Origin of the sequence: Microbacterium croceum (assembly GCF_023091245.1) — a bacterium.
Taxonomy (GTDB): Bacteria; Actinomycetota; Actinomycetes; order Actinomycetales; family Microbacteriaceae; genus Microbacterium; species Microbacterium croceum.
Window position 1 is genome coordinate 1,630,557 of record NZ_JAHWXN010000001.1, and the last position, 24,210, is coordinate 1,654,766.

18 protein-coding genes and 1 riboswitch are annotated in these 24,210 nt (G+C 69.7%); of the genes, 7 read left to right on the forward strand and 11 right to left on the reverse strand.

Going from position 1 to position 24,210, the window contains the following annotated elements; translation table 11 throughout:
* Position 1: 1 nt before the first annotated feature.
* From KZC51_RS07720 to KZC51_RS07730, 3 genes are all read right to left on the reverse strand, one after another.
* Positions 2–1,309: an ABC transporter substrate-binding protein gene (locus KZC51_RS07720; RefSeq protein ID WP_247629416.1), complete on the reverse strand. Its 1,308-nt coding sequence runs from the start codon at positions 1,307–1,309 to the stop codon at positions 2–4.
* 132 nt (positions 1,310–1,441) lie between these two features.
* Positions 1,442–2,455 carry a LacI family DNA-binding transcriptional regulator gene (locus KZC51_RS07725; protein ID WP_247629417.1) on the reverse strand — a complete coding sequence of 338 codons (1,014 nt, stop codon included), beginning with the start codon at positions 2,453–2,455 and terminating at the stop codon, positions 1,442–1,444.
* Between the two features lie 210 nt (positions 2,456–2,665).
* Entirely contained in the window at positions 2,666–3,124 is a 459-nt protein-coding gene (locus tag KZC51_RS07730) for a GNAT family N-acetyltransferase (RefSeq protein WP_247629418.1), read from the reverse strand.
* 175 nt (positions 3,125–3,299) lie between these two features.
* On the opposite strand from KZC51_RS07730, the gene KZC51_RS07735 reads away from it, so the two are divergent.
* Positions 3,300–5,519 (forward strand): NADP-dependent isocitrate dehydrogenase, encoded by a 2,220-nt coding sequence (locus tag KZC51_RS07735; RefSeq protein ID WP_247629419.1) that lies wholly within the window; start codon positions 3,300–3,302, stop codon positions 5,517–5,519.
* 190 nt (positions 5,520–5,709) lie between these two features.
* Here the strand turns inward: KZC51_RS07735 and KZC51_RS07740 are convergent, their stop codons facing one another.
* Both KZC51_RS07740 and KZC51_RS07745 read right to left on the reverse strand, forming a co-directional pair.
* On the reverse strand, positions 5,710–7,200 hold the full coding sequence (locus KZC51_RS07740; RefSeq protein ID WP_247629420.1) for a L,D-transpeptidase family protein: 1,491 nt from the start codon (positions 7,198–7,200) through the stop codon (positions 5,710–5,712).
* Between the two features lie 107 nt (positions 7,201–7,307).
* A complete protein-coding gene (locus tag KZC51_RS07745) occupies positions 7,308–7,712 on the reverse strand; it encodes a RidA family protein (protein ID WP_247629421.1) in 405 nt (134 codons plus the stop codon).
* A 25-nt stretch (positions 7,713–7,737) separates the two neighbouring features.
* On the opposite strand from KZC51_RS07745, the gene KZC51_RS07750 reads away from it, so the two are divergent.
* The 5 genes from KZC51_RS07750 (at position 7,738) to nagB (ending at position 15,261) form a co-directional block, all read left to right on the forward strand.
* Complete coding sequence (locus tag KZC51_RS07750) at positions 7,738–8,955, forward strand: alanine racemase (RefSeq protein WP_247629422.1); 1,218 nt, start codon at positions 7,738–7,740, stop codon at positions 8,953–8,955.
* Positions 8,946–12,227, forward strand: a complete 3,282-nt coding sequence (locus KZC51_RS07755) for a family 20 glycosylhydrolase (protein WP_247629423.1) — start codon at positions 8,946–8,948, stop codon at positions 12,225–12,227. The genes KZC51_RS07750 and KZC51_RS07755 overlap by 10 nt, the downstream gene beginning before the upstream one ends.
* A 74-nt stretch (positions 12,228–12,301) precedes the next feature.
* Positions 12,302–13,489, forward strand: a complete 1,188-nt coding sequence (locus KZC51_RS07760; protein WP_247629424.1) for an ROK family transcriptional regulator — start codon at positions 12,302–12,304, stop codon at positions 13,487–13,489.
* A 34-nt stretch (positions 13,490–13,523) separates the two neighbouring features.
* Positions 13,524–14,489, forward strand: a complete 966-nt coding sequence (locus tag KZC51_RS07765) for an ROK family protein (protein WP_247629425.1) — start codon at positions 13,524–13,526, stop codon at positions 14,487–14,489.
* A complete protein-coding gene (gene nagB, locus KZC51_RS07770) occupies positions 14,482–15,261 on the forward strand; it encodes a glucosamine-6-phosphate deaminase (protein WP_247629426.1) in 780 nt (259 codons plus the stop codon). The genes KZC51_RS07765 and nagB overlap by 8 nt, the downstream gene beginning before the upstream one ends.
* Before the next feature lie 6 nt (positions 15,262–15,267).
* On the opposite strand, the gene KZC51_RS07775 is transcribed toward nagB, so the two are convergent.
* The 6 genes from KZC51_RS07775 to KZC51_RS07800 all read right to left on the reverse strand — a co-directional run bounded on the left by KZC51_RS07775 (position 15,268) and on the right by KZC51_RS07800 (position 22,679).
* Entirely contained in the window at positions 15,268–15,675 is a 408-nt protein-coding gene (locus KZC51_RS07775) for an NUDIX hydrolase (protein WP_247629427.1), read from the reverse strand.
* A complete protein-coding gene (locus KZC51_RS07780) occupies positions 15,668–17,032 on the reverse strand; it encodes an FAD-binding oxidoreductase (RefSeq protein ID WP_247629428.1) in 1,365 nt (454 codons plus the stop codon). The genes KZC51_RS07775 and KZC51_RS07780 overlap by 8 nt, the downstream gene beginning before the upstream one ends.
* Positions 17,033–17,056: 24 nt before the next feature.
* Positions 17,057–17,428, reverse strand: coding sequence for a YrdB family protein (locus KZC51_RS07785; protein WP_247629429.1), 372 nt, complete (start codon positions 17,426–17,428; stop codon positions 17,057–17,059).
* A gap of 9 nt (positions 17,429–17,437) precedes the next feature.
* On the reverse strand, positions 17,438–19,528 hold the full coding sequence (locus tag KZC51_RS07790; RefSeq protein WP_247629430.1) for a sigma-70 family RNA polymerase sigma factor: 2,091 nt from the start codon (positions 19,526–19,528) through the stop codon (positions 17,438–17,440).
* Positions 19,529–19,998: 470 nt separating this feature from the next.
* A complete protein-coding gene (locus KZC51_RS07795; RefSeq protein WP_247629431.1) occupies positions 19,999–21,171 on the reverse strand; it encodes an N-acetylglucosamine-6-phosphate deacetylase in 1,173 nt (390 codons plus the stop codon).
* Positions 21,168–22,679 carry a beta-N-acetylhexosaminidase gene (locus KZC51_RS07800; protein WP_247629432.1) on the reverse strand — a complete coding sequence of 504 codons (1,512 nt, stop codon included), beginning with the start codon at positions 22,677–22,679 and terminating at the stop codon, positions 21,168–21,170. The genes KZC51_RS07795 and KZC51_RS07800 overlap by 4 nt, the downstream gene beginning before the upstream one ends.
* A gap of 111 nt (positions 22,680–22,790) precedes the next feature.
* A riboswitch (ZMP/ZTP riboswitch) is annotated at positions 22,791–22,875 on the forward strand.
* A gap of 38 nt (positions 22,876–22,913) precedes the next feature.
* Between KZC51_RS07800 and glyA the strand changes: the two genes are divergently transcribed.
* Positions 22,914–24,188 carry a serine hydroxymethyltransferase gene (gene glyA / locus KZC51_RS07805; protein ID WP_247629433.1) on the forward strand — a complete coding sequence of 425 codons (1,275 nt, stop codon included), beginning with the start codon at positions 22,914–22,916 and terminating at the stop codon, positions 24,186–24,188.
* Positions 24,189–24,210 lie beyond the last annotated feature (22 nt).

Consider the following 24,210-nt stretch of genomic DNA (forward strand, 5'->3'; position numbering starts at 1 on the left):
ATCAGCGGAATTCCGCGGTGCCTTCGTCGTACTGTTCGCCGAGGTTGGCGTTGGTGGTCTTCACGTCCTGCACACCGGTGACCAGTCCCTGCAGCTCCTGCACGATCACGTCGTAGAAGCCGGGGGCGGGCCAGTCGGGGTAGAACGAGAGGCCGTCGGCGTCGAGGACGCCGTTGAACGTCGCGATGAGTTCCGCGCTCTTCTCATCCGTGATGTCGGCCGAGTCCGCGGCGACGGGAAGCCCGCCGTTGTTGCCGATGATCGCCTGGATCTCCGGGCGCATCGTGATGTCGATGAACTGGTAGGCGAGATCCTTGTTCGCGGCGTTCTCGGGAACGACCCAGAGGTTGCCCGAGGAGCCGAGCGAGAGATCAGCGCCGGGGAAGGCGGTCATCGTCCAGTCGAAGCCGGTCGCCTCGGAGACGAAGCGACCGAACCACCAGGAGCCCGAGACGAAGATCGGCGAGGTGCCGTTGATGAACGAGACGCCGGCGTCCTCGGCCTTGACCGACGACACGTCGGAGGCGATGTAGCCCTTGTCGACGTACTCCTTCAGGGTCTCGGTCGCGGAGGTGATCTCCGGGCCCTGCCAGTCGACCGGGTTCTTGTAGAGCTGGTAGTCGTCGACGAAGCCGCGATCGCCTTCGAGCAGTGCGAGCTGGTACCAGAGCTGTCCGAGCGGGTACTCGGCACCGGCCTCGGCGAGAGGGGTGATGCCCTGCGCGACGAAGGCGTCGAGCACGTCGACGAACTCGTCATACGTGGTCGGGATCTCCAGCCCGGCCGCGGCGAACGCATCCTTGTTGTAGTAGACGCCGACGAACTCGCCGTAGTTCGGGATGCCGAACCAGGTGTCGCCGCCCATGACCCCGTCTTCGGTGTACTTCGCGGTCGTCTGCAGCGAGGGCGCGAGCTTGTCGTCCCAGCCGTACTCGTCGACCGCGTCGGAGATGTCGCTGATGAGCCCGGTGGAGGCCAGGAAGCCGGCCGTGGCGTTGCCCTTGTTGAACTCCATCAGGTCGGGCGCCGCGTCGGTGTCGAGCACCTGGCTGGCGGTCTTCTGGATCTGCTCGAAGGACTTCTCCTCGAACTCGACCGTGGCTCCGGTCTCTTCTTCGAAGATCTTGATGGCTTCTGCCCAGGCCTTGCCCATCGCGCTGTCCGCACCCTCGTAGTGCCAGAGTTTGAGGGTGTCGCCGCCGCCGTCGTCTCCGTCGCCAGCAGCGGTGCAGCCGCTCAGCGCCACGCCTGTCGCGGTGAGAGCGGCCAGCATGGCCAAGGTCTTCGTCCTGCGGATGTTCCGTGCCATCGTCGGCACTCCTTTCTCGGTGGCCCCAGGGGGCCGGACACTTCACTGGGTCGGGATGTTCAATTGTGGTGATCGCATTCATCGAAGCGCTTCGACTGTGGCGATACGGAAAAGCGCGGTACGCGTGGGTGGTCACTCCCGCGGAGGCGGGACGGAGCCGGCGGCGCGGTAGGTGGGCGGGATGAGGTGGATGCGCGCGGGGAGCCGCGGATCCTCGAGTCGCTGAACGGCGATCTCGACGGCGAGCTCGCAGGAGTCCTGCGGGACGAGAGGGATCGTGTCGACGGCGACGGGAAGCGACGCGGTGTCGAAGGACGCGGCGGCCGAGACGATCGCGACGTCGGCGCCGACGTGGAGCCCGCGTTCGGCGAGGACGTCGAGGAGGATCTCGTGCACATCGTTCACGGCGTGCACGATGAAGGCGCGGACCCCGTCATCGAGCGCTGCCTCCGCCGACGCGCGGACGGCTGCGGTGTCGGTGATGACGGATCCGGTCGCCGTCCAGGAGAGGTCGATGTCACGGGAGGTGCTGCGCTCTTGCACGCCGCGGAGCAGGCGGCGCGGGAAGTTCGACTTGCGGTACGAGACCTCGGTCTGTCCGAGCAGCAGCACGCGATCGTATCCCGCGTCGGCCAGGCGGTCGACGGCCAGGTGCCCTGCCGCTTCGAAGTCGAGGTCGACGCAGGTGAGATCGCGCTGGTCGTCGGGAAGGCCGATGAAGATCGTGGGGGTGCGCACCGTGCGGGCGATCGCGACGCGCTCATCATCGGGAGCCACGTCGAGCACCAGGATCGCGTCGACCAGATTGCTCGCGGCGACCCTGTTCATGCCCTCGGAGGTCTGCTCGTCGGTCAGGAGCAGGATGTCGTAGCCGCGTCGTCGCGCAGCCACGGCCGTGGCGAGCACGAAGGCCATGTGGGTCGGTGCGTGGGTGTCGGCGCGCAGCGGCTCGGTGAGGGCGAAGATGTTGGTTCGTCGGCCGGCGAGCATCCGCGCCCCGGCGTCGGGCTGGTAGCCCAGTCTCAGCGCGGCGTCCTCGATGCGGCGTCGGGTCTTCTCGGAGACGGGGCGTTTGCCGCTGAGCGCGTAGGAGACGGTGCTGATCGACACGCCGGCGGCTGCGGCCACCTCGTGGATCGTCGTCATCGTGACTCCATCGTCGTTTCGCTGAATCATCGAAGCGCTTCGCCTGCGCCTCTTCAGCGATGATAGACACCCGCGGCGGATCGGCGCAAGCCTTTTGTGGTGTCGCGCAACAAATCGCCCCCGTCCAGGATGGGAGCGCTCCCGTGAGAGCCGCGCGAAGAGGGCGACGGAGCCTCGATGGGGGAGGGGATTCGAGACCCCGCCGCCGGTCTAGGAAGCGACTCGGATCTGCGCGATCACTTCGGAGTACTCGGTCTCGCCGACCGGCGTGAAGCCGACGCGCAGGAAGAAGGCCTCAGGGCCGTCGTCCCCCGCCTCGTAGATGACGTTGACATGATCCATGCCGCGCTTGCGCGCCTCCTCCAGGAGGCTCTCGACGGCGAAGCGGCCGACGCCGCGGCCCTGCCCCTCTGCATCGACGTTGATACGCCAGAGCACGGAGCGGAAGTGCTCCTCCGGCGCCTCTTCGTCGAAGTTCGCGCTGACGAATCCCACGACCTTGTCGCCGTCGAGCACGACGCGCTGCCAGGAGGTCTGCGGATTGATGACGGTGGCCGCGATCCCGTAGGACACCGGAGCGAGGAACTGCTCCTGTCCGGGCTTGAGCGACAGGTTGTTCACGGCGACGATCGTCGCAGCGGAAAGTTCGACCATGCGCAGTTCGGACATGACCCCAGGCTAACCCCTTGCACGCGAGCGCACACGCTTCGTTGCGAACATTCCTGTTCCGACTCGCCGTGTGCCCGCGCCAGGACGCTCGCGCGGCCGCTCGGAACGCAGGGCGAGAGCCGCTCAGGTATCTTGGTATCGAGACAAATCGACCTCAAGAGCGGAGAACCTCCCGGTGACCGACGACGCCATCATCTACACCCACACAGACGAGGCGCCAGCCCTCGCCACCGCCTCGTTCCTGCCGATCATCCAGGCTTATAGCGGCCAGGCGGGCATCGAGTTCGAGACCCGTGACATCTCGCTGGCCGGCCGCATCCTCGCAGCCTTCCCGCAGAAGCTCACGCCGGAGCAGCAGGTCGGAGACGCCCTCGCCGAGCTGGGCGGTCTCGCCACGCTCCCCGAGGCGAACATCATCAAGCTGCCCAACATCTCGGCATCCATCCCCCAGCTGAAGGGCGCCATCGCCGAGCTCCAGCAGCAGGGCTACGACATCCCGTCCTTCCCCGACGACCCCTCGTCGCTGGAGGAGAAGGACATCCGTGCGCGCTACGACCGCATCAAGGGCTCCGCCGTGAACCCGGTGCTGCGCGAGGGGAACAGCGACCGTCGTGCACCGCTCGCCGTGAAGAACTACGCGAAGAAGCACCCGCACCGCAACAAGCCGTTCGCCGAAGGATCGAAGACCCGGGTCGCGACGCTCGGACACGACGACTTCAAGTCGAACGAGAAGTCCTGGGTCGCCGCCCACGACGACGTGCTGACGATCCGCCACACGGCCACAGACGGCACCGTGACCGTGCTCAAGGAGGGACTCAAGGTCCTGCCGCGCGAGATCATCGACGCGACCTTCCTGTCGGCATCCGCTCTCGACGCGTTCCTCGCCGAGACCCTGGAGCAGGCGAAGTCCGAGGACGTGCTGTACTCGGTGCACCTCAAGGCCACGATGATGAAGGTCAGCGACCCGATCATCTTCGGTCACGTGGTGAAGGCGTTCTTCGCGGATGTCTTCGCGCAGTACGGCGACCAGCTCGCCGCGGCGGGACTCAAGCCGAACGACGGCCTCGGGTCGATCCTGGCCGGCCTCGGCGACCTCGCCGCCGGCACGGAGATCGCTGCGGCGTTCGACAAGGCGCTCGCCGAGGGTCCGCGCCTGTCGTATGTGAACTCCGACAAGGGCATCACGAACCTGCACGTGCCGAGCGATGTGATCGTCGACGCGTCCATGCCCGCGCTCATCCGCAACGGCGGCAAGCTCTGGGGCAAGGACGGCGGTGAGGACGACACGATCGCGGTCATCCCCGACTCCTCCTACGCGGGTGTCTACCAGGCGGTGCTGGACGACGTGATCGCGAACGGTCCGCTGGACCCCGCGACCATCGGCACCGTCCCCAACGTCGGCCTCATGGCGCAGGCGGCCGAGGAGTACGGCAGCCACGACAAGACGTTCGAGATCGCCTCGGCGGGTGTCGTGCAGGTGCTCGACAGCGACGGCAATGCACTCATCGAGCACGAGGTCGGCGCCGGCGACATCTGGCGCGCGACGCAGACCAAGCACATCGCGGTCATGGACTGGGTGAAGCTCGCCGTCACGCGTGCCCGTGCCACCGGCGACCCCGCCGTGTTCTGGCTCGACGCGAACCGTTCGCACGACGCGCAGATCATCGCGAAGGTGCACCAGGGGCTGGCGCTGCTCGACACGCAGGGCCTGACCCTCACGATCCTCGCGCCAGAGGAGGCCACCCGCTACACGCTCGCGCGCATGCGACACGGCCTCGACACGATCTCGGTCACCGGCAACGTGCTCCGCGACTACCTGACGGACCTGTTCCCGATCCTCGAGGTCGGCACAAGCGCCAAGATGCTCTCGATCGTCCCGCTCCTCGCGGGTGGCGGACTGTTCGAGACCGGTGCGGGCGGCTCGGCCCCGAAGCACGTGCAGCAGCTGGTCCAGGAGAACTACCTGCGTTGGGATTCGCTCGGCGAGTTCTTCGCGCTGGCCGCGTCGCTCGAGCACTTCGCCGACCGCACGGGCAACGAGAAGGCCCGTGTCCTCGCGCAGACGCTGGACGCAGCGACGGGCACCTTCCTGGAGCACGACCGTTCGCCGGGGCGCGCCCTCGGCACGATCGACAACCGCGGCAGCCACTTCTACCTGGGCCTGTACTGGGCCCAGGAGCTGGCAGCGCAGTCGAAGGACGCGGAACTCGCCGCCGCCTTCGCCCCGGTCGCCGCCGCCCTCACCGAGAACGAGGAGAAGATCGTCTCGGAGCTCAACGCGGTGCAGGGCAAGCCGGTAGACATCGGCGGCTACTACCGTCCGGATGACGCGCTGGTCGAGGCTGTCATGCGTCCGTCCGCGACGCTGAACGGCATCGTCGACGCGCTGCGCTGACCGGCGGAGCAGACAGCAGGGGGCGGATGCTGCGGCATCCGCCCCCTGCTGTCATGTCGCCCGGCATCCTGAGGTCGCCCGAAGGGAGGCGATGGCACCGGCGTAGGACGGTATCGCCCGCATCCGCCTACGCTCGCGCAATCGCCTACGCTCGCACAGCGCGCGCAGAGGCGTCGGCGAGTGCGCCGCGTCAGTTGTGGACCGAGACCTCGAGGCCGACGGGCGACCAGTCGTAGACGAACTTGGCGAGGTCGATCGGAAGGTTCACGCAGCCGTGGCTCATCCGGTTGCCGTAGTTGTTGTGCCAGTACGTTCCGTGGAAGCCGATGTTGGTGGTGAACCACGTGATCCACGGCACGTTCTCGGTGCAGTACGGGGCGCCTTCGTAGCAGCCCATGTCCTGCATCGCGGTGTGCGCGAAGACCTTGAAGTTGCCGGTCGGGGTCGGGGTGCCCGGCAGACCGGTCGAGACCGCCCAGGACCGCACGACCTTGTCGTTCTCGAACAGGTAGGCATGCTGGGTGCTGAGGTTGATCTCGATGCGACGGAACAGGCTCACCGTCTTGAACGGGGTCTCGGTGACATCGAGCGCGAAGACGCCGTCTCCCGCTTCGAGCTGCCGTGCGAACTCCTCGGACACGCCGGACGTGTCGCCCAGAGCCCGACCGTTCACTCCCGCCTGCTCCTCACGGAGCACGGTGCCGGAGGAGTCGACGATGTTCGTCGCGTCCACCGGGTCGCGGTTGATGCGCGGCGCGAGGTTGTCGACCGTCGCCTGGATGAGCTGCGCATCAGCCTGGACGCGCAGAGTGCCGTCATCATCGATGACCGTCAGCCAGCTGGCTGCCCCGGCGCGGGAGACGGGGACCGCGCGTTGCTCGCCGACGTAGAAGCCCACGGTTCCGAGCATCGTGTTGAGGGAGGCCGCCGTGGCAGCAGCATCGTCGTCTGACACGGCGGGAAGAGCCTCAGCGGGGTCGCCGGAGTACTCCAGAGTCTTCGCGCCGCCCGCTACCGCCGCCGTGATCGCATCGGTGAGATCGTCGACATCGATTCCCGTGCCCGGAGCGGACGGGGTGACGACGTAGTCGTCTGCTGCGCTGTCGAACACCACTCCGGCGTCGACGGCGTCGACGAAGCTCGAGGGCACCGCGGCGCGCAGCGCGCTGGTGGCGGTCGCGGGGTCGAGCGTGATGTCTGCGGGGATGGGGTCGCCCATCCATGCGCCGAGGTTCCAGAGCGGATGCTCGGCGAACGCCTGCTCGGCGAGATCGGTGGCCGCGATGCTGATGCCCAGATCGGCGCCGCTGACGACGGCTCCGTCGCCGGCACCGGTCAGGGTGACTTCGGTCTGCGCCAGGTGCGAGGAGATCGCCTCGGAGGCCGCGCCGGGCGTCATGAATCCCACGGGGATGCCGGCGACCGTGGTGCCCGGCGCGATCAGGATCATCGAGGCGGCACCCGCTCCGAGTGCGACGACACCGAGGCCGAGGCTGATCCACAGGCCGAGGCGGCGCTTCTTGGGGCGCGGCTCGATCGGCGCCCACTCCACGGGTGTCTCGCCGGTGATCGGCGGAACCGTGTCGGTGGGCACGTCAGCGGGCGCCAGAACGGAGGTCGGCGTCTTGTCGTCGCCGACCTCGTCGGTTGCAGCGCCCGGCGCTGAGATCAGATCGGTCACGCACACACCCCCCGGTAATCACACGTTTCCTGTTTGACAATGGTACGGGATGCAAGGTAACGGGGAGGCAACGGTCATCGCCTCCCCGAAGTCGCGTCGCGACCGCCTCAGTCGACCACGGCGAGACCGTCGATCTCCACCAGCATCTCCTCGCGCGGGAGACCGGTGAAGACGGTCGTGCGCGCGGGCAGCACGCCGTTCGTGGTGTGAGCGGTGACGAAGGCGCCGTACGCCTCGTTCATGATCGGGAAGTCCTCGCGCTTCGTGAGGTACACGCGCAGCATCACGACGTCGTCGAACGTGGCACCTGCGGCCTCGACGATCGCCTTCACGTTCTCGAGCGTGCGGGTGGTCTGGGCGGCGACATCGCCGGGGTACAGGTACTCGTTGGTCGCCGGGTCGACGGGGCCCTGACCGGACACCTGAACGATCGGCCCCTTGCGGATGCCCTGCGAGAACGTGTGGGCGGGAGCGGGGGCGGCGTCGGTGGAAACGCGGGTCTTCGCAGTCATGTGGCCAGCCTAGTAGCCTTGTTAGATGCCTCTACAAATTCCGGATCCCGTACTCGGTGCCTGGGCGAAGGGATTCCCGGCACGTGCCGCCGGCCTGCGTCTGTCGGAGGTCGCGGCAGCGGGTCTGCGCCTCTCGGACCTGAGCACTCCGGTGCTCACGGTGCACGAGGCCGCTCTCTCCCACAACGAGTCGACCGTGTTCGCCTGGGCGCGCGAGCAGGGCGTCCTGCTCGCCCCGCACGGCAAGACCACCATGGCCCCTGCATTGTGGCAGCGGCTGCTGGATGCCGGTGCCTGGGCGATCTCGGTGGCGACGCCCTGGCAGGCCGAGGTCGCCGTCGATGCCGGCGTTCCCACCGTGCTGATCGCCAACGCCGTGACCGACCCCGCCGCGGCACGGAGGTTCGCTGAGCTCCTGGCTGCGGACCCGGAACTGCGGATCCTCTGCTGGGCGGACTCCGTCGCCACGGTCGACATCCTCGCCGCGGCCACGATCGATGCCCCTCGGCCGCTGGACGTGCTGGTCGAGCTCGGAGGTGCGGACGGGCGCACGGGCGCACGGACCGTCGCAGAGGGGGAGCGGATCGCCGCGGCCGTCGCCGCAGCCCCCGGGCTCCGACTCGCGGGAGTCGCCGGGTACGAAGGACCGTTCGGCCCGGACCGCAGCGCCGCGTCGGTCGCCGCGGTGGACGCCTACCTGCAGACCCTCGTCGAGCTGCACGGGCGTCTCGACTACCCCTCCGGCATCCGTCCGGTGCTCAGCGCCGGCGGCAGCTCCTTCCCGGATCGGGCGGCCGCCGTGCTGGCCCCGCATCGCGAGAGTGCCGACGTGGTCCTGCGCTCCGGCGCGTTCCAGATCCACGACGACGGCTTCTACGCGCGCATGTCGCCGTTCGGACCTGTCACCGGCACCGCGCCGCTGCAGTCCGCGATGCACGCCTGGTCCCGGGTGGTCTCGCAGCCGGAGGAGGGGCTCGCCCTGCTCGACGCCGGGCGGCGCGACGTGCCGTTCGACCTCGACCTGCCGGTGCCGCAGTCCGTCGCTGGCGAGATCACCGCGCTGAACGACCAGCACGCCTTCCTGCGCCTCGCCGACGGTGAGACCGCCGGGGTCGGCGACGTCGTCCGGCTCGGACTCTCGCATCCGTGCACGGCTTTCGACAAGTGGCGGGTCGTCGCCGTGATCGATGACCCGGATGCCGTCGACCCCCGCGTGATCGGGGCGGTGGCGACGTGCTTCTGAGCGCCGAGAAGGCTGCCGCGGGTCAGGTGAGGGTGTACCGATCCGCGACGGTCGTCGACGGCACCGGCGCCCCGCGCTACGTCGCCGATGTCGCGGTGGAGGGCGTGCGCATCGTCGCGATCATCCCCGCCGATGCCGCCGCGGGTGAGCGGGCGTCGGTGGAGATGCCGGACGGTGCGGTCGAGGTGGATGCGCGCGGGCTGGTCCTGGCTCCCGGGTTCATCGACATGCACGCGCACAGCGACCTCGCGGTGCTCACAGGGAGCGCGCACGATGCCAAGATCCGCCAGGGTGTCACGACTGAGGTGCTCGGACAGGACGGGCTGGGGTACGCGCCTCTCGACGACGGCGCCGCGGCCGTGATCCCGGCGCAGATCGCCGGGTGGAACGGTCTTCCCGCCTCCGCGCCGTGGCGGGACATGGACGACCTGTTGCGCGACATCGATGCGGCATCCGTCGGCAACGCGGCTGTGCTGGTGCCCCAGGGCAATCTGCGGATGATGGTCGTGGGGCACGAGAACCGTCCGGCGACGCCGGACGAGATCGACGAGATGTCCGAGCTGCTGGGAGCGGCCCTCGATGCCGGCGCGTTCGGGATGTCGAGTGGGCTCACCTACACCCCGGGCATGTACGCCGACACCGCCGAGCTGGAGGCGCTGTGCCGCGTCGTCACCGAACGCGGTGGTTACTGGGCGCCGCACACGCGCAGCTACGGCGGCGGGGCGCTGGACGCATATCGGGAGGTGCTCGACATCGGTCGCCGCACCGGATGCGCCATCCACCTGACCCACGCGACGATGAACTTCAGCCCCAACCGCGGGCGGGCGGGCGCGCTGCTCGCACTGATCGACCAGGCCATCGCCGATGGGGTCGACGTCACCCTCGATACCTACCCCTATCTCCCCGGCGCCACGACGCTGGCGGCGCTGCTTCCGAGCAGGCTCGCCGAGAGCGGGGACCTGGTGCAGACGGTCGCCGGACTCGATGCCGCCGCCCGCGAACGGGTGCGCGTCGAACTCGAGGACGAGGGGTGCGACGGGTTCCACGGCGAGCGAGCCGACTGGGCGCAGATCCAGATCTCCGGCACCGCGAACCCCGCTCTCGCCGACCTCGTCGGCCGGACCGTCGCCGAGATCGCCGCGGCCTCCGGTCGCCGCGCGGTCGACGTGGTGCTCGACACCGTCGTCGCAGACGCGGGCGCGACCGGCATACTCATGCATATCGGCGACGAGGAGAATGTGCGCGCGATCATGCGGCATCCCCGTCACACCGGCGGCAGCGACGGCATCCTGATCGGCGCCCGCCCGCATCCGCGTGGACGCGGCACGTTCCCGCGGTACCTCGGCCACTATGTGCGCGAGCTCGGGGTCCTCACGCTCGAAGAAGCCGTCCGGCACCTCTCCGGAACTCCGGCGATCCGCCTCGGGCTGGATCGCGCGGATCTGCCCCGCGGTGTTGTCCGCGTCGGCGCGGCGGCCGACCTGGTGCTGTTCGACCCGCGGACGATCGCCGCGGGGGCGAGCTTCGACGAGCCGCTGGAGCCGCCGACCGGCATCGTCGAGGTGCTGATCGCCGGGGTGCCGGTGCTCGCGCAGGGCGAGGTCACGGGAGCGACGCCAGGGCGGGCGTTGCGCATGCCGCCGCCGGCCCACCGTGCCACGGTGCCACTCGTCGAATCCCGGATCGATCCTGCAGCGCCGACATTCATGTGGAGCGCCGACACCCCTATCGTCGCCCCGGCCGCACTCGCGGCGTCCGTCGCCCGGCTCGGCGGCGGGGGAGGTGCGGAGGCAGCGCCCGCCATCCATCTGCTGGTGGATGCCGAGGTCGGTGACGCCCCCTCGTCCGCCGGTCGGATCGGTGCCGAGGCCTTCACGATCTCCGTCACGGCCGACCGCATCGAGATCAGGGGTGCGACGGCCGCGGGCGTCTTCCGTGGCGCGACGACTCTGCGACAGCTCCGAGGCGCGGATGCCGACGTCGCTGTCCTGCCCGCGGGCGAATGGTGGGGTTCCCCGGCCTACGGCTGGCGGGGTGTGATGCTCGACGTCGCGCGGCACTTCCGGCCGGTCGAAGACGTCCGGCGGCTCATCGATCTGCTCGCGGACCATCAACTGAACATCCTGCACCTGCACCTGTCCGACGACCAGGGGTGGCGCTTCGAGGTGCCCGGGTATCCACGTCTGACCGAGGTCGGGTCCCGTCGCACGGCGACGCAGCGCGGACACGGTCCGCTCGCCACCGTCGAGCCGGGAGTTCACGAGGGGCACTACACGGCGGAGGAGCTGCGCGCGCTGGTGGCCTATGCGGCGGAGCGGTTCGTCACGCTCGTGCCGGAGGTCGAGCTGCCCGGTCATATCCAGGCGGCGCTCGCCGCGTATCCCGAGCTCGGTAACCTCGACGTCGGCGAGCCGGCGACCGGTCCGTGGGAGCGCTTCGGCGTGAATCCGCGCACGCTCGCGCCCACCGAAGCTGCGCTGGTGTTCGGGCGAGCCGCGATCGACGCGCTGTGCGATGTCTTCGATTCCGAGTGGATCGGGATCGGTGGAGACGAGGTGCCGGTCACCGAATGGGCGGAGAGCGCGGCCGCACGCGAGCGGATGCAGGAGCTCGGTCTGGCGACCGCGCACGATGTGCAGCCGTGGTTCACCGCGCATTTCGTCGCGCACGTGCGCAGCCGCGGACGCACAGCACTCGCCTGGGATGAGGTGCTCGAAGGCGACGTCCCCGAGGGGGTGAGCATCCTCGCCTGGCGCGGACCTGTCGCGATGCGCGAGGCGCTGCGGCGTGGCATCCCGGCCATCGCCTGCCCCGATCTCGAGGTGTACCTCGACTACCCCCAGTCGGAGTCCGCGGAGGAGCCGATCCGCGTCGGTCCGCCGCTGCCGATCGAGCGGGTCTACACGCTCCGGGTCGAGGAGGGGGCCGCCGGCGGTCAGGCGAACGTCTGGAGCGAGCACCTGGCGACCCGCGATCGCGTCGACTTCGCGATGTTCCCTCGGCTGGTGGCGGTCGCCGAGCGGCTGTGGGACGGCGGTGAGCCGAGGGCGTACTCCGACTTCGCGCAGCGACTCCCCACGCATCTGCTCCGCCTCAGGGCGGCGGGGGTGCGGTATCGTCCACTCGACGGCCCGACGCCTGAACAACGCCGTCCTGGAGTGCCCGGCAAGCCGTTGACGATTCAGGCGCGTGAGGGGATCGTCGCCGGTCTGGTCGAGCGCCTCGTGGAGAGGGCGAACGCGGCTGCTGCTGAGGCACCCGCATCAATGTAACGTTTCGGTAACCCTCGCCGCGCACCGCGGGGCAAAGGTTGCGTAATTTATGTTCGTAAGGTCTACTAACAAACATGTCCGTGTCGGATGAACCGCGTGTGCCACCGTCGTCAGAGTACGCCGGTGGGAACACGCATGCCTTCGGGCCAGGGCGGCACCTGCGCTCCCGTTCGAAGGTGCTCCCCGAGCACGCGCGCGGGCACAACCGCGCTCTCGTGCTGCAGACGCTCTACCACGCGGGCGCGATGTCACGCGCCGATCTCTCGCGCGAGACCGGGCTGACGAGAGTCACCATCTCCGACCTCGTCGCCGAGTTCATCGCCGACGGCATCGTGATCGAGATGGGCGTCCGTGAGACGGTCGGCCCCGGCAAGCCTCCGATCCTGATCGACATCGATCGGGTGGGGCACCAGATCATCGGACTGGACCTGTCCGGTCCGAATGCGTTCGTCGGTGCCGTGCTCAGCCTCGATGGCGACGTGCTGGAGCGCCGCGAGGTCGAACGCCCGGAGTCCGCCGACGGCGCCGCCGCCTACGCGGCACTTCTCGAGCTCGCGCGGCTTCTGGTCGCCGCGTCCACGCAGCCGCTGCTCGGCGTCGGCATCGGCACCCCCGGTGTGGTGCGCCCCGACGGTGTCGTGCTGAGCTCTCCGAACCTCGGCTGGACGAACTTCCGGCTCGAGGCGAAGCTCGGCGCCGACCTCGACCTCCCCGTGCTCGCGCGCAACGACGCGAACGCCGCCGTGCTCGCGGAGTACACCTTCGGCGACGCCAAGGCCGACTTCATGCTGATCAAGATCGGGCGAGGGGTCGGTGCCGGGCTCATCACCGGCAGCCAGCCGCTGCTGGGGAGCCGCTTCGCCGCGGGAGAGATCGGTCACGTCGTCGTCGGCACCGACGGCGGCCCCCGCTGCGCCTGCGGCAAGGACGGCTGTCTGGAGGCCTGGCTCAGCGTCACGCGCCTGCGTGAGGCTCTCGCCGCCGACCCGGGAGCCCGGGACGAGATCCTGCGTGACGCCGGAACACGCATGGCGATCGCGATCGCACCGATCGTCGCCGCCCTCGACCTCTCCGAGGTCGTGCTCTCCGGCCCCGCCGACCTGCTCGACGGCATCCTGATCGATGCCGCGATCGAGACGCTGCACGCCCGGACCCTCGAAGGCGTCTTCGAGGACGCGCTCATCCGTCTCACCCACCAGGACGACATCGTGCTGCGGGGCGCGGCTGTCATGGTCCTGTCCGGACAGCTGGGTGTCTCATGATCTCCGCCACGCAGGCGCTCGGGAGCGACATCCGATGAAGGGTGTCGACCTCGCCGACCGCTCCGGTCGGCAGATTCGTGTGGGCCTGGACGTCGGCGGGACCAAGATCGACGCGGTCGCCGTCGACCCCGAGGGAGAGATCCTCGGCCGGCTCCGTCGTCCCACCGGCTGGGGCGAGGACGCGGTGCTCGAGAACATCGCGCTCGCCGTCGGTGCCCTCGCCGATCAGGTCGGGTTCACGGTCTCCGGCATCCGCTCGGTCGGCGTGGGCATCCCCGGCCTCGTCGACGCCGGCACCGGGCGCGTACTGCACGCCGTGAACCTCGGCGTCGACTCGTTGGACCTCGCCGTGCGCGCAGAGCGGGCGCTCGGTGTGCCCTTCTGCGTCGAGAACGACGTGAAGGCGGCTGCCCTCGGCGCCGCCGCGCTCCGCGGGGTCAGCGGGTCCATGGCCTATCTGAACCTCGGCACGGGCGTCGCGGCCGGCATCGTGATGGACGGCCGCATCTGGCGCGGTGCGCGCGGCACGGCCGGCGAGGTCGGACACATCTCGGTCGACCCGAACGGACGACTCTGCGGCTGCGGTCAGCGAGGCTGCATCGAGACGTTCTGCGGGGGAGGGGCGCTCGCCAAGGCCTGGGGCCGGCCCGGGGCTCTGCCGGTGCGCGACGTCCTCGATGCCGCAGACGCGGGTGACCACGACGCCATCGCTCTGCGCGCCGATCTCTACCGGGGTGCCGCGGCCGCCGTGCGCGTGCTGGTGCTCTCGGCCGATGTCGAGACCGTCATCGTCGGCGGTGGCCTCACCTCGCTCGGCCGGCGGTTGGAGGACGGCATCCGGCGCGCCCTCCTGGCCGGGGCCGAGGCCTCGCCCTTCATGCGTTCCCTGCACCTCGATGAGAGAATCGAGATGCTGCCGGCGGGCTCTCCCGCGGCAGCCTTCGGCGCCGCCCTCGTCGGCGCATCCCTATCTGAGAAGGAGCCCGTTTCCCATGGCTGAGGTCGTCATCGTCGAGAACGCAGAGGCCGCGGGAACGCTGGTCGCGACCGAAATCGTGGAGCTCATCGCGCGGCGCGCCGATGCCGTGCTGGGGCTCGCCACCGGGTCGACGCCGCTGCCCGTCTACCAGGCTCTGCGCACCCAGCTCGCCGGACGCGACCTGTCACGCGTACGCGGCTTCGCTCTCGACGAGTACGTGGGGCTGGATCCCGCGCACCCGGAGAGCTACCGATCCGTCATCACGCGCGAGGTGATCGAGCCGCTGGGCCTCGACCCGCAGCGCATCCACGTGCCCAACGGCGCCCACGCGACCATCCAGCACGCGGGCGACGACTACGAGACCGCGATCGAGTCCGCGGGTGGGGTGGATCTGCAGATCCTCGGCATCGGCACCGACGGGCACATCGGGTTCAACGAGCCCGGGTCGTCGTTCGCGTCGCGCACCCGCGTGAAGACTCTCACCGAGCAGACCCGCGAGGACAACGCCCGCTTCTTCGACTCGATCGACGACGTGCCCAAGCACTGCATCACGCAGGGCCTGGGCACCATCCTGAAGGCCCGTCACCTCGTGCTGCTCGCCTTCGGCGAGGGCAAGGCCCAGGCGGTGGCGGATGCCGTCGAGGGGCCGCTCACGGCGTTCCTGCCCGGTTCGGCGATCCAGCTGCACCCCCACGCGACCGTGGTCGTGGATGAGGCGGCCGCATCGCGCCTGAAGCTCGCCGACTACTACCGCTACACCTTCGCCAACAAGCCGTCCTGGCAGGGCATCTGAGCGAGCTCAGCGGGCGAGCCCCGGCCAGGCGAGTGGCAGCAGGTACTCCAAGCTGAGAGGCGCGAGCGGGAGCATCGTCACGTCATCCGGGGTGATCCAGCGCAGCTCGGCGAGTTCGGCCTGCACGGCGACAGCGTCAGGGTCGATCGAGACGGCGAAGGCGTCGGCGACCACACGGTGACCCGGCTCGTTGGCGGCGGCAGCGACGAATCTGCCCAGGGGGCGCAGGTCGCTCTCGACGAGCAGCACCCCCAGCTCCTCGTGCAGTTCGCGGATCAGGGTCTCAGCGGCCGACTCCCCGGCCTCCGGCTTGCCGCCCGGCTGCATGAACCGGGTCGTGCCGTGTTTGCGGACGACGAGCACCCGATCGGCCTCGTCGACGATCACGGCTGCGCTCACATGGATGTCAGGCATCGGCGGAGAACACCTTCCCGGGGTTGAGGATGCCGTGCGGGTCGAACACCTGCACGATCTGCCGCTGCAGCTCCCACTGATCGGAGCCGAGCTCATCGACCAGCCAGCGTCGCTTGAGCACGCCGATGCCGTGCTCGCCGGTCAGCGTGCCGCCCAGACGGATGGCGGCACGGAACAGCTCGTCCGCGGCGGCCCAGATGTGCGGCGGGGTCTCGGGCCCCTCGAAGATGAAGTTGGGGTGCAGGTTGCCATCGCCCGCGTGCGCCACGGTGGGGATCGTCAGGCCGAACTCGCGTTCGATGCGAGCGATCTCGTCGAACATCTCCGGCATGGCGCTGCGCGGCACCGATACGTCTTCGATCAGCGTGGTCCCGAGCGTGGTCATCGCCGCGTGCATGGAGCGGCGGATGGCCAACAGCCGCTCGCCCTCGTCACGGTCATGCGACACCAGGGGCTCGCCGTCATGCGCGCGCAGCACCGTGGCGATCATGTCGGCCTCGGCGATCGCGGCAGGGCCGTCGGTCTGGATCGTGAGCTGGGCTGCGCCCGGGGGAGGGGTGGGGAGTCCGAGCAGGGCGTGGACGGCGGCGAGACTCGCGGCGTCCATCAGCTCCATGATCGCCGGCTGCACGCCCGATGCGGTCACGGCCGCGGATGCCGCCGCCGCGCTGCGCACATCGGGGAAGGTCGCGGTGACCGTGCACGTGGGGCCCACGACCAGGCGCCGCAGCTTGAGGGTTGCCCCCACGATCACCCCGAGGGTGCCCTCCGAGCCGATCACGAGCGAGGTCAGGTCGAGCCCGGTGACGCCCTTGACGCTGCGGTGTCCGAGGTGCAGCAGTCGCCCGTCGGCGAGGACGAGGTCGACACCGAGCACGGCATCGCGCACGACGCCGTACTTTGCGCACAGCAGCCCACCCGCGCCTGTCGCGATATTGCCGCCGACCGTGGAGATCTCGCGGCTGGCAGGATCCGGCGCCCACCAGACCCCGTGCGCGGAGAGCAGGCGGTTGAGGTCGGCGTTCAGGATGCCGGGCTCGACCACGGCGAGGAGATCGTCGGGACGGATCTCGACCACGGCATCCATGCGACGGGTCGACAGCACGATCTCGCCGGCCCCGGCATTGGCCGCCCCGGCGAGGCCTGTCCCAGCGCCGCGGACGACCACAGGAGTGCGCGTCGCGGTGGCGATGCGCAGGGTCTGCTGCACCTGCGCAACGGTCTCGGCATGCACGATGGCGAGCGGGCGGCCGGCGGCGGCATGGCCCGAGCGATCTGCGCGTGCCTGCTCCAGGGCCGCCTCGTCGAGTTCGACGAGATCTCCGAGTGCCTCCTGCAGCTGTGCGACGACGTTCATGACCCGGCGCTCATGCCAAGGCGGTCATGACAGCGCGCGGCGTCCGCTGATCACGCCGGCGGCGATCGCGACCAGACCGAAGGCCGTCCCGATCAGCGCCTGGTCCATCGACCACCACGCGATCGTGACGCCGACGTAGATGAGCAGCTCGACGGCCGCGCGGAGGAACGGATGCACGCGCAGCACCGGACGCGGGGAGAGGAACAGCGCCCAGACGAGCAGGACCACGACCGGGGTGCCGATGCCGAGGACGATGTTCCAGGGGAGCGGCCACGTCGCCAACCCCCACAGGGCGAGCGAGGCGATGGCCAGGACCAGGACGATCGCGCGGACGACGTCGATGGCGGTGATGACCGGACGCTCGACGCCAGGTACGGGTGCAGAATCCTGGGGCATGCTCCCAGTCTATTCGGCGCTCGACGGCTCCTCCGCCGCGACAGATGCGCTGTCTGCAGGCGCCTCTGCCGTGCTGGTGTCCGCGGCGGGTGCGGAGGCTGCTGCCACCTCTTCGACCGGAGCTGCTTCTTCAACCGGGGCTGCTTCTTCGACCGGAGCCTCTCCGACGGGAGCGGCAGGCGTTGCCGGCACCTCCTCGACCGGAGCCTCGACAACCGGCGTCTCATCGACAGGGGCGGCCGGCTCCAGGGGCGCGGTGGCGTCGTCGGTGCCGGGAACGGGTTCCTCCGCGACCGGCGCGTCGACGGTCGAGACGTCGATCGTCGACGGATCCGCACCGTCATCCGTGAGGACGCACACCAGCAGCCACCACTCGGGGAGGGGCGCAAGTTCCCAGAGCGTGGTCGTGGTCACCGTGCCGACCGTGTCGCCGTTCACATAGGCGAGGTCGACCGTGGCGTTGCCGCACAGCTGGGCCCGGCTCGCGGTGAGCGCGATCGTGCCGTGACCCACCGCAGCGCCCTCGACGTCGGGAGCGAGAGTCGTGGTCGCGCCGCCGCTGCCATCGATCCGGGCACGGACGGTGGCTGAGGCGGCGCCGGACACCTGCACGATGTAGTGCGCGACGAAGAACTCCTCCGCCTCGCCGATCCACTCGATCCAGGCCTCACCCTGGCCGACCGTGGGCGATCCCTCCGGAACCGCAGGGTCGACGGGATCGACCGGGTCGACGGGATCCACCGGGTCCACGGGGGTGACCGGGTCGACCGGCTTCCCGGGGACGACGGGAACGGGAGGAGCGATGACCGGACCGGAAGGCTCCACGGCATCGGATCTCGCCTCGTCGGCAGGCGGAGCGGCGTCTTCCTTCGGCTCGGGTGCCGGTGCTTCGATGACGACGGGCTCGTCGAGCGCCATCGAGGCGTCGGGCCCGACGTCTGCCGAGATCGAGGAGGGGTCGCTGTCGCCTGCGCTGGGTTGCGATGCGACCGGCTGCGCGCCGGTGAGACCGGGGATGATCGTCGCGGCCGCGACGACCCCCGCGACGACGAGCGCCGCGGAACCCGCGCCGACGAGAGCCCCCATGCCGGTGAGGATGCCGCCGCTTGCGGCCCCGCCGCCTGCCGAGCCGGCGGCGCCGCCGGCAGCGGTGGTTCCACCGGCCCCGCCGCCCGAACCGCTCCCCGCTGCGGAACCGCTCGCGGCGGTCCCACCGGACACGGCCGTGCCGGGGTCTCCGGCGACGACGACGCCGGGGATGGCCGAGGGCGCTGCGGCGAGGGCGACGATCGGAGCGCCCCCACCCTGCAGCGTCGCCAGGTAGCCGGCCGAGCCGGTGATGCCGAGGACGAGGGGAAGCAGGACCAGAGCGAGTCGCTTCGAGACATCCTTCGCCTCGGCGGCGACGATCATGCAGCGTGCGCACTCGTCGAGGTGCAGTTCGAGGCGCCTGTAGTCACGGGCACTGAGATTGCCGCGGGAGTAGGCACCCAGGTGCTCGATGGTCCACTGGCAGTCGGAACCGGGGGCGGCGCTGCGCAGGTGAGCCTGGATCCACGCCTCACGCAGCCCCTCCCTGGCGCGGAAGGCGAGCTGGGAGACGGCGCCGGACTTCATGCCGAGCAGCGGCGCGACATCCTGCGGCTTCATCTGCTCGATCTCGGTGTACCAGAGCACTTCCTGCCACCGCGAGGGCAGACTCCGGAACGCCTGTGCGGTGAGGCTGCGGTCGAGCGCCTCGTTCGCTGCTTGATCGGTGCTGTCCGGGTCGGCGACGGAGTCGAGTTCATCGATCGTCGACTCGCGGCGGGAGCGCCCCCAGGCGGCCGCAGTGTTGCGGATGCTCGTGAACAGGTAGGCGCGGAAGGAGCCGTTGGGTCCGCCGCCCTTCACGATCGCCTGGTAGATGCGTGTGTACGACTCCTGCACGAGGTCGTCGGGGTCGATGGAAGACGTGACGGAGCGGGCGACCGCGAGGCCGGACGGGTAGTGGCGTCGCCAGAGTTCTCCGAACGCCTCCGTGTCGCCCGAACGGGTGCGGAGGATCAGATCGGCGTCGGCGATCGGTTCGTCGTGCGGAACGTTCTCTTCTTCGTGCACTTTCATCCATCTGTCTCGGAGCACTCGTGTGCCCTCACAAGAGAGACGCGGGAGGGCGGCCCTCATCACGCGTCTTCTTCATTCTCACCCGAATTTCCCAGCAAGGCCACCCCTTCACGGAATTCCCTGCAAATCTTCTGACACAGAGAACCCCAGTTCGGAGGGCTGTTCGGTGCGGGCCGACGAAGAATCTCGAAAAAAGATCGCGAAGCCGCGTAATGAACCGGCCGCGCCTTCGTCTCATCCCATAGAGACAGCCATACGAGCTCCTCCGGGGGGCGGAGTTCGGGCGCTGGTGCGAGGGGCAACTGCACCAGCAGGGCGGGTCGGGAGCCTCGGGGGAGGAGTTCCCGGCCCCCCTCTCTATGAAGCGGGAACGAGGCCACCGATCTGGGGACCGGTGGCCTCCCTCCCGCGAAGATGAACCGGAGCACGCAGAGTTGCGCGTCGTCGCGCGTCGTGCGGACCTCTTACTCGTTGAGGCGTTCTCCCACCCACACGCGGACGACGCGCAGCGCGGCATCCCACAGCACGGCATCTCCGACGCGGCCGGGGCGCAGATCGCCGATCTCGGCGTCTCGGCCGATCGCTCGTGCCGGTGTCTCGGTCAGGGCTTGCACTGCCGCAGCCAGAGACGCACCGGCGCTCACCGCCCTCTGCAGCGCGATGTCCTGCGTGAGGGTCGAGCCGGCGATCGAGCCCGTGTCGTCGGCGCGGGCGATGCCATCGGCCACCGTGACGCTGACGGCTCCGAGGTCGTAGTGCCCGTCGGCGCTGCCGGCGGCGGCCATGGCATCCGTGATCAGTGCGACCCGCCCCGGGGCCGTGTCGAACAGCAGCTTGATCACGTGCGGGTCCAGGTGCACGTCATCGGCGATGGCCTCGAGCACCACCCGGTGATCGGCCGCGGCGGTGAGCACCGGGCCCGGCGCTCGGTGGTGGATGCCCGGCATGGCATTGAAGGCGTGCGTGAGGATCGAAGCCCCCGCCTCGAATGCGGCCGCCGCGACTCCCGCATCGGCGCTCGTGTGCCCGACAGCGGCCGCAGCTCCCGCCGCCACGATCTGGCGGATCGCGTCGTATCCGCCCGGCAGTTCCGGCGCGATCGTGACCTGGCGCACGGTGCCGCGCCCCGCCTCGAGCAGTCGGGCGACGTCATGCGCCGCTGGCGCGCGCAGCAGCGTCGGCTCATGCGCGCCGTGGTGCGCCGGATCCAGGAAGGGACCTTCGAGATGAGAGCCGAGGATGTCGGCGTCGGTGCGCATGAGGTCGGCGACCAGCGCCACGTTGCGGGCGAGTTCGTCGAGCGGTGCGGTGACGAGCGAGACGACCGCGCGCGTGGTGCCGTGCGCGCGGTGCAGCGCCCGCGCGGCGCGGATCGCGTCGACGCCGTCGTCGAACGAGGCGCCGGCTCCTCCGTGGCCGTGGATGTCGATCAGGCCGGGGGTGAGCAGTGCGCCCTCTCCCGCCGTCGCGACGGCATCCACGACCTCGTCGGCCGCTGCCCAGTCCGCACCGGTGCCGTGCGCGGCGACGCGTCCCTGCTCGATCCGGACCCAGGCGTCCTCCACGACCTCGCCGCGGTCGACGAGCCGGGCGGAGTGGATGAGCAGCGAACCGCTCGTCGAGGACTGCACACTCATCGTTCGCTCCAGGGGATCTCGGCTGCGGCGTGGAATTCGACCCCTTCAGCCTTCCACAGCGGCGCGAGCGTCCCGAGCCGCGTGCGGAACGATTCCCACGTGCGCTCGGGTCCCGCCTGCGGCGACCACGCGACCTCGGCCTGCGCTGCGGCGCGGGGGAAGACCAGTTGCTCGACCTCGCCGAGCGTGCGAGTGGTCTCGGACCACAGCGGCGCCTCGATGCCGAGGATCGCGGTGTCGGGCACATCGAGCACCGCCGTGGGCTCCCACTCGTACGCGGTTCGCACATCGGTGATCCCCGCCCAGGTCAGCCCGAGTGGGAAGTCGGGGTCGTACTTCATGTCGAGATAGGTCACGTCGGCCGCCGACATGAGGAGAGCGCCTCCGCGCTCGACGAAGTGCGCGGCCTCCTCGGCGTGCGTGCCCTCTGGTGTGGTCTTGCCCCAGTACTGCCCGACGGTTCCCTCGGCGATGTCCGCCGCGGAGCCCATCTCGTGCCACGCCACGGGGATCTTGCCCGCGTCGACGACGATCGCGGTCGCGCGCGCGGCGAACAGGTCGAAGTCGGCCTGGGGGGTGCCCAGGGACTCGTCACCGCCGATGTGGATGTACGGACCGGGCGTCATCTCGGCCAGTTCGCGTACGACATCGCGCACGAAGTCGTAGGTGTGCTCCTCATGGATGCGGACGCTGGAGTGCCCGACGCCCCAGCCGAGATACGTCTCTCCAGCGACGGGCAACGGCTGATCGAGCCGCGCCGAATCCGCGATGAGGTTGTCGTTCAGCACCGGTGCCTCGACGAGCTCGGGGTACGCGACGCCGATCGCGTGCGTGTGGCCGGGGAGGTCGATCTCGGGGATCACGAGCATGTGGCGTGACGCCGCGTACGCCACGATCTCCCGGTAGTCGGCCTTCGTGTAGAAGCCGCCGGGGTCACCGTTCGCCGAGGTTCGGGACGCCCTTTCGGTCAGCAGCGGCCAGGAGTCGATGTGCACGCGCCACCCCTGGTCGTCGCTCAGGTGCAGGTGCAGGTGGTTGAACTTGAGGGCACTGGTGCTGTCGATGAACTTCTTCACATCGTCGACGCCGAAGAAGTGGCGCGCTACGTCGAGCATGACCCCGCGCCGCGGGAAGCGCGGGGAGTCAGCGACGTCGGCGCCGAGCAGCGCCCATCCGGAGTCGTCCTGTCGCAGCAGCTGCAGGAGCGTCTGCACGCCGTAGAAGAGCCCGGCTTCGTCGGCGCCGACGAGGATCGCACGGTCGCCGACCTCGAGCGTGTATCCCTCCCGTCCTGAGGAGCGGGCGTCGACGAGGAGCTCGATCTCGGCGGGAGCCTCGTCGACGGTCGCGATTCGGATCCCGGTGCGCCGCTCGACCGCGTCGATGAGCTGGGCGACGGCGGGGGAGGAGCCGAGCACGCGCGTCGTCGGGGTGATCGGCATCCGTCCCTCCCGTGCGATCGCTGACACGGGCGCGGGGACGAGCGGAAGGGGGTGAGTAAGGACCATGAACAAAACCTACCCGTCGGCGTCGCCGAGCGGAACGGCGGATGTCGAATCGATTCTGCGATGGACTCCCGGTATGCGGCAGCCTGCGCAGCCTCCCTCATCGGCTATGCTCGTAACCGTCGCGACTGGCGTCTGGGTGGACTACCACCGGGGAGCGACTGACCACGGAATTCGACCGCGCGCCTGGGCCGATTGGTACACCCTTCGAATCCGTTGTCAGAGGAGCAAGTCATCATGACCGACCGTTATTTCAACGCCCCCCTCTCCGAGGTCGACCCGGAGATCGCCGAGGTCCTGGATCGCGAGCTGAAGCGTCAGCAGACGTTCCTCGAGATGATCGCCTCGGAGAACTTCGTGCCGGTCTCCGTGCTGCAGTCGCAGGGATCCGTGCTCACCAACAAGTACGCCGAGGGCTACCCCGGTCGCCGCTACTACGGTGGCTGCGAAGAGGTCGACGTCGCCGAGGAGCTCGCGATCTCGCGCGCCAAGAGCCTGTTCGGTGCGGAGTTCGCGAACGTGCAGCCCCACTCCGGTGCATCGGCCAACGCGGCCGTGCTGCACGCCATCGCCCGCCCCGGCGATACTCTGCTCGGCCTGTCGCTCGACCAGGGCGGCCACCTCACGCACGGCATGAAGATCAACTTCTCCGGCCGTCTCTACAACATCGTCGCGTACGGCGTGAACCCCGAGACCTCGACGATCGACATGGACGAGGTGCGTCGCCTCGCAATCGAGCACAAGCCCAAGGTCATCATCGCGGGCTGGTCGGCCTACCCGCGCACGCTCGACTTCGCCGCCTTCCGTGAGATCGCCGACGAGGTCGGCGCGCTGCTCTGGGTCGACATGGCGCACTTCGCCGGTCTGGTCGCCGCGGGTCTGCACCCGAACCCGGTACCCTTCGCCGACGTCGTCTCCTCGACCGTGCACAAGACCATCGGCGGCCCGCGCTCCGGCTTCATCCTCACCAACGACGCCGACATCGCCAAGAAGATCAACACGGCCGTGTTCCCCGGACAGCAGGGCGGACCGCTCATGCACGTGATCGCCGCGAAGGCGACCGCGTTCAAGCTCGCCGGAACGCCGGAGTTCAAGGAGCGTCAGGAGCGCGTGCTCCGCGGCGCTGCTCTGCTCGCCGAGCGGCTCTCGCAGCAGGACGTGAAGGATGCCGGCATCGCCGTGCGCTCCGGTGGCACCGACGTGCACCTCGTGCTGGTCGACCTGCGTGACGCCGAGGTCGACGGCAAGCAGGCCGAGGACCTGCTGCACGACATCCACATCACGGTGAACCGTAACGCGGTGCCGAACGACCCGCGCCCGCCGATGGTCACCTCGGGTCTGCGCATCGGCACGCCCGCGCTCGCCACGCGCGGATTCGGTGATGCCGAGTTCGCCGAGGTCGCCGACATCATCGCGCTTGCGCTGCTCCCCGGTGCCGATGTCGAGGCTCTGCGCGCCCGGGTCGACGCCCTGGCATCCGCCTTCCCGCTGTACCCCACGCTGCAGCAGTAGCACTCCCTCCCCCCACTCCCGC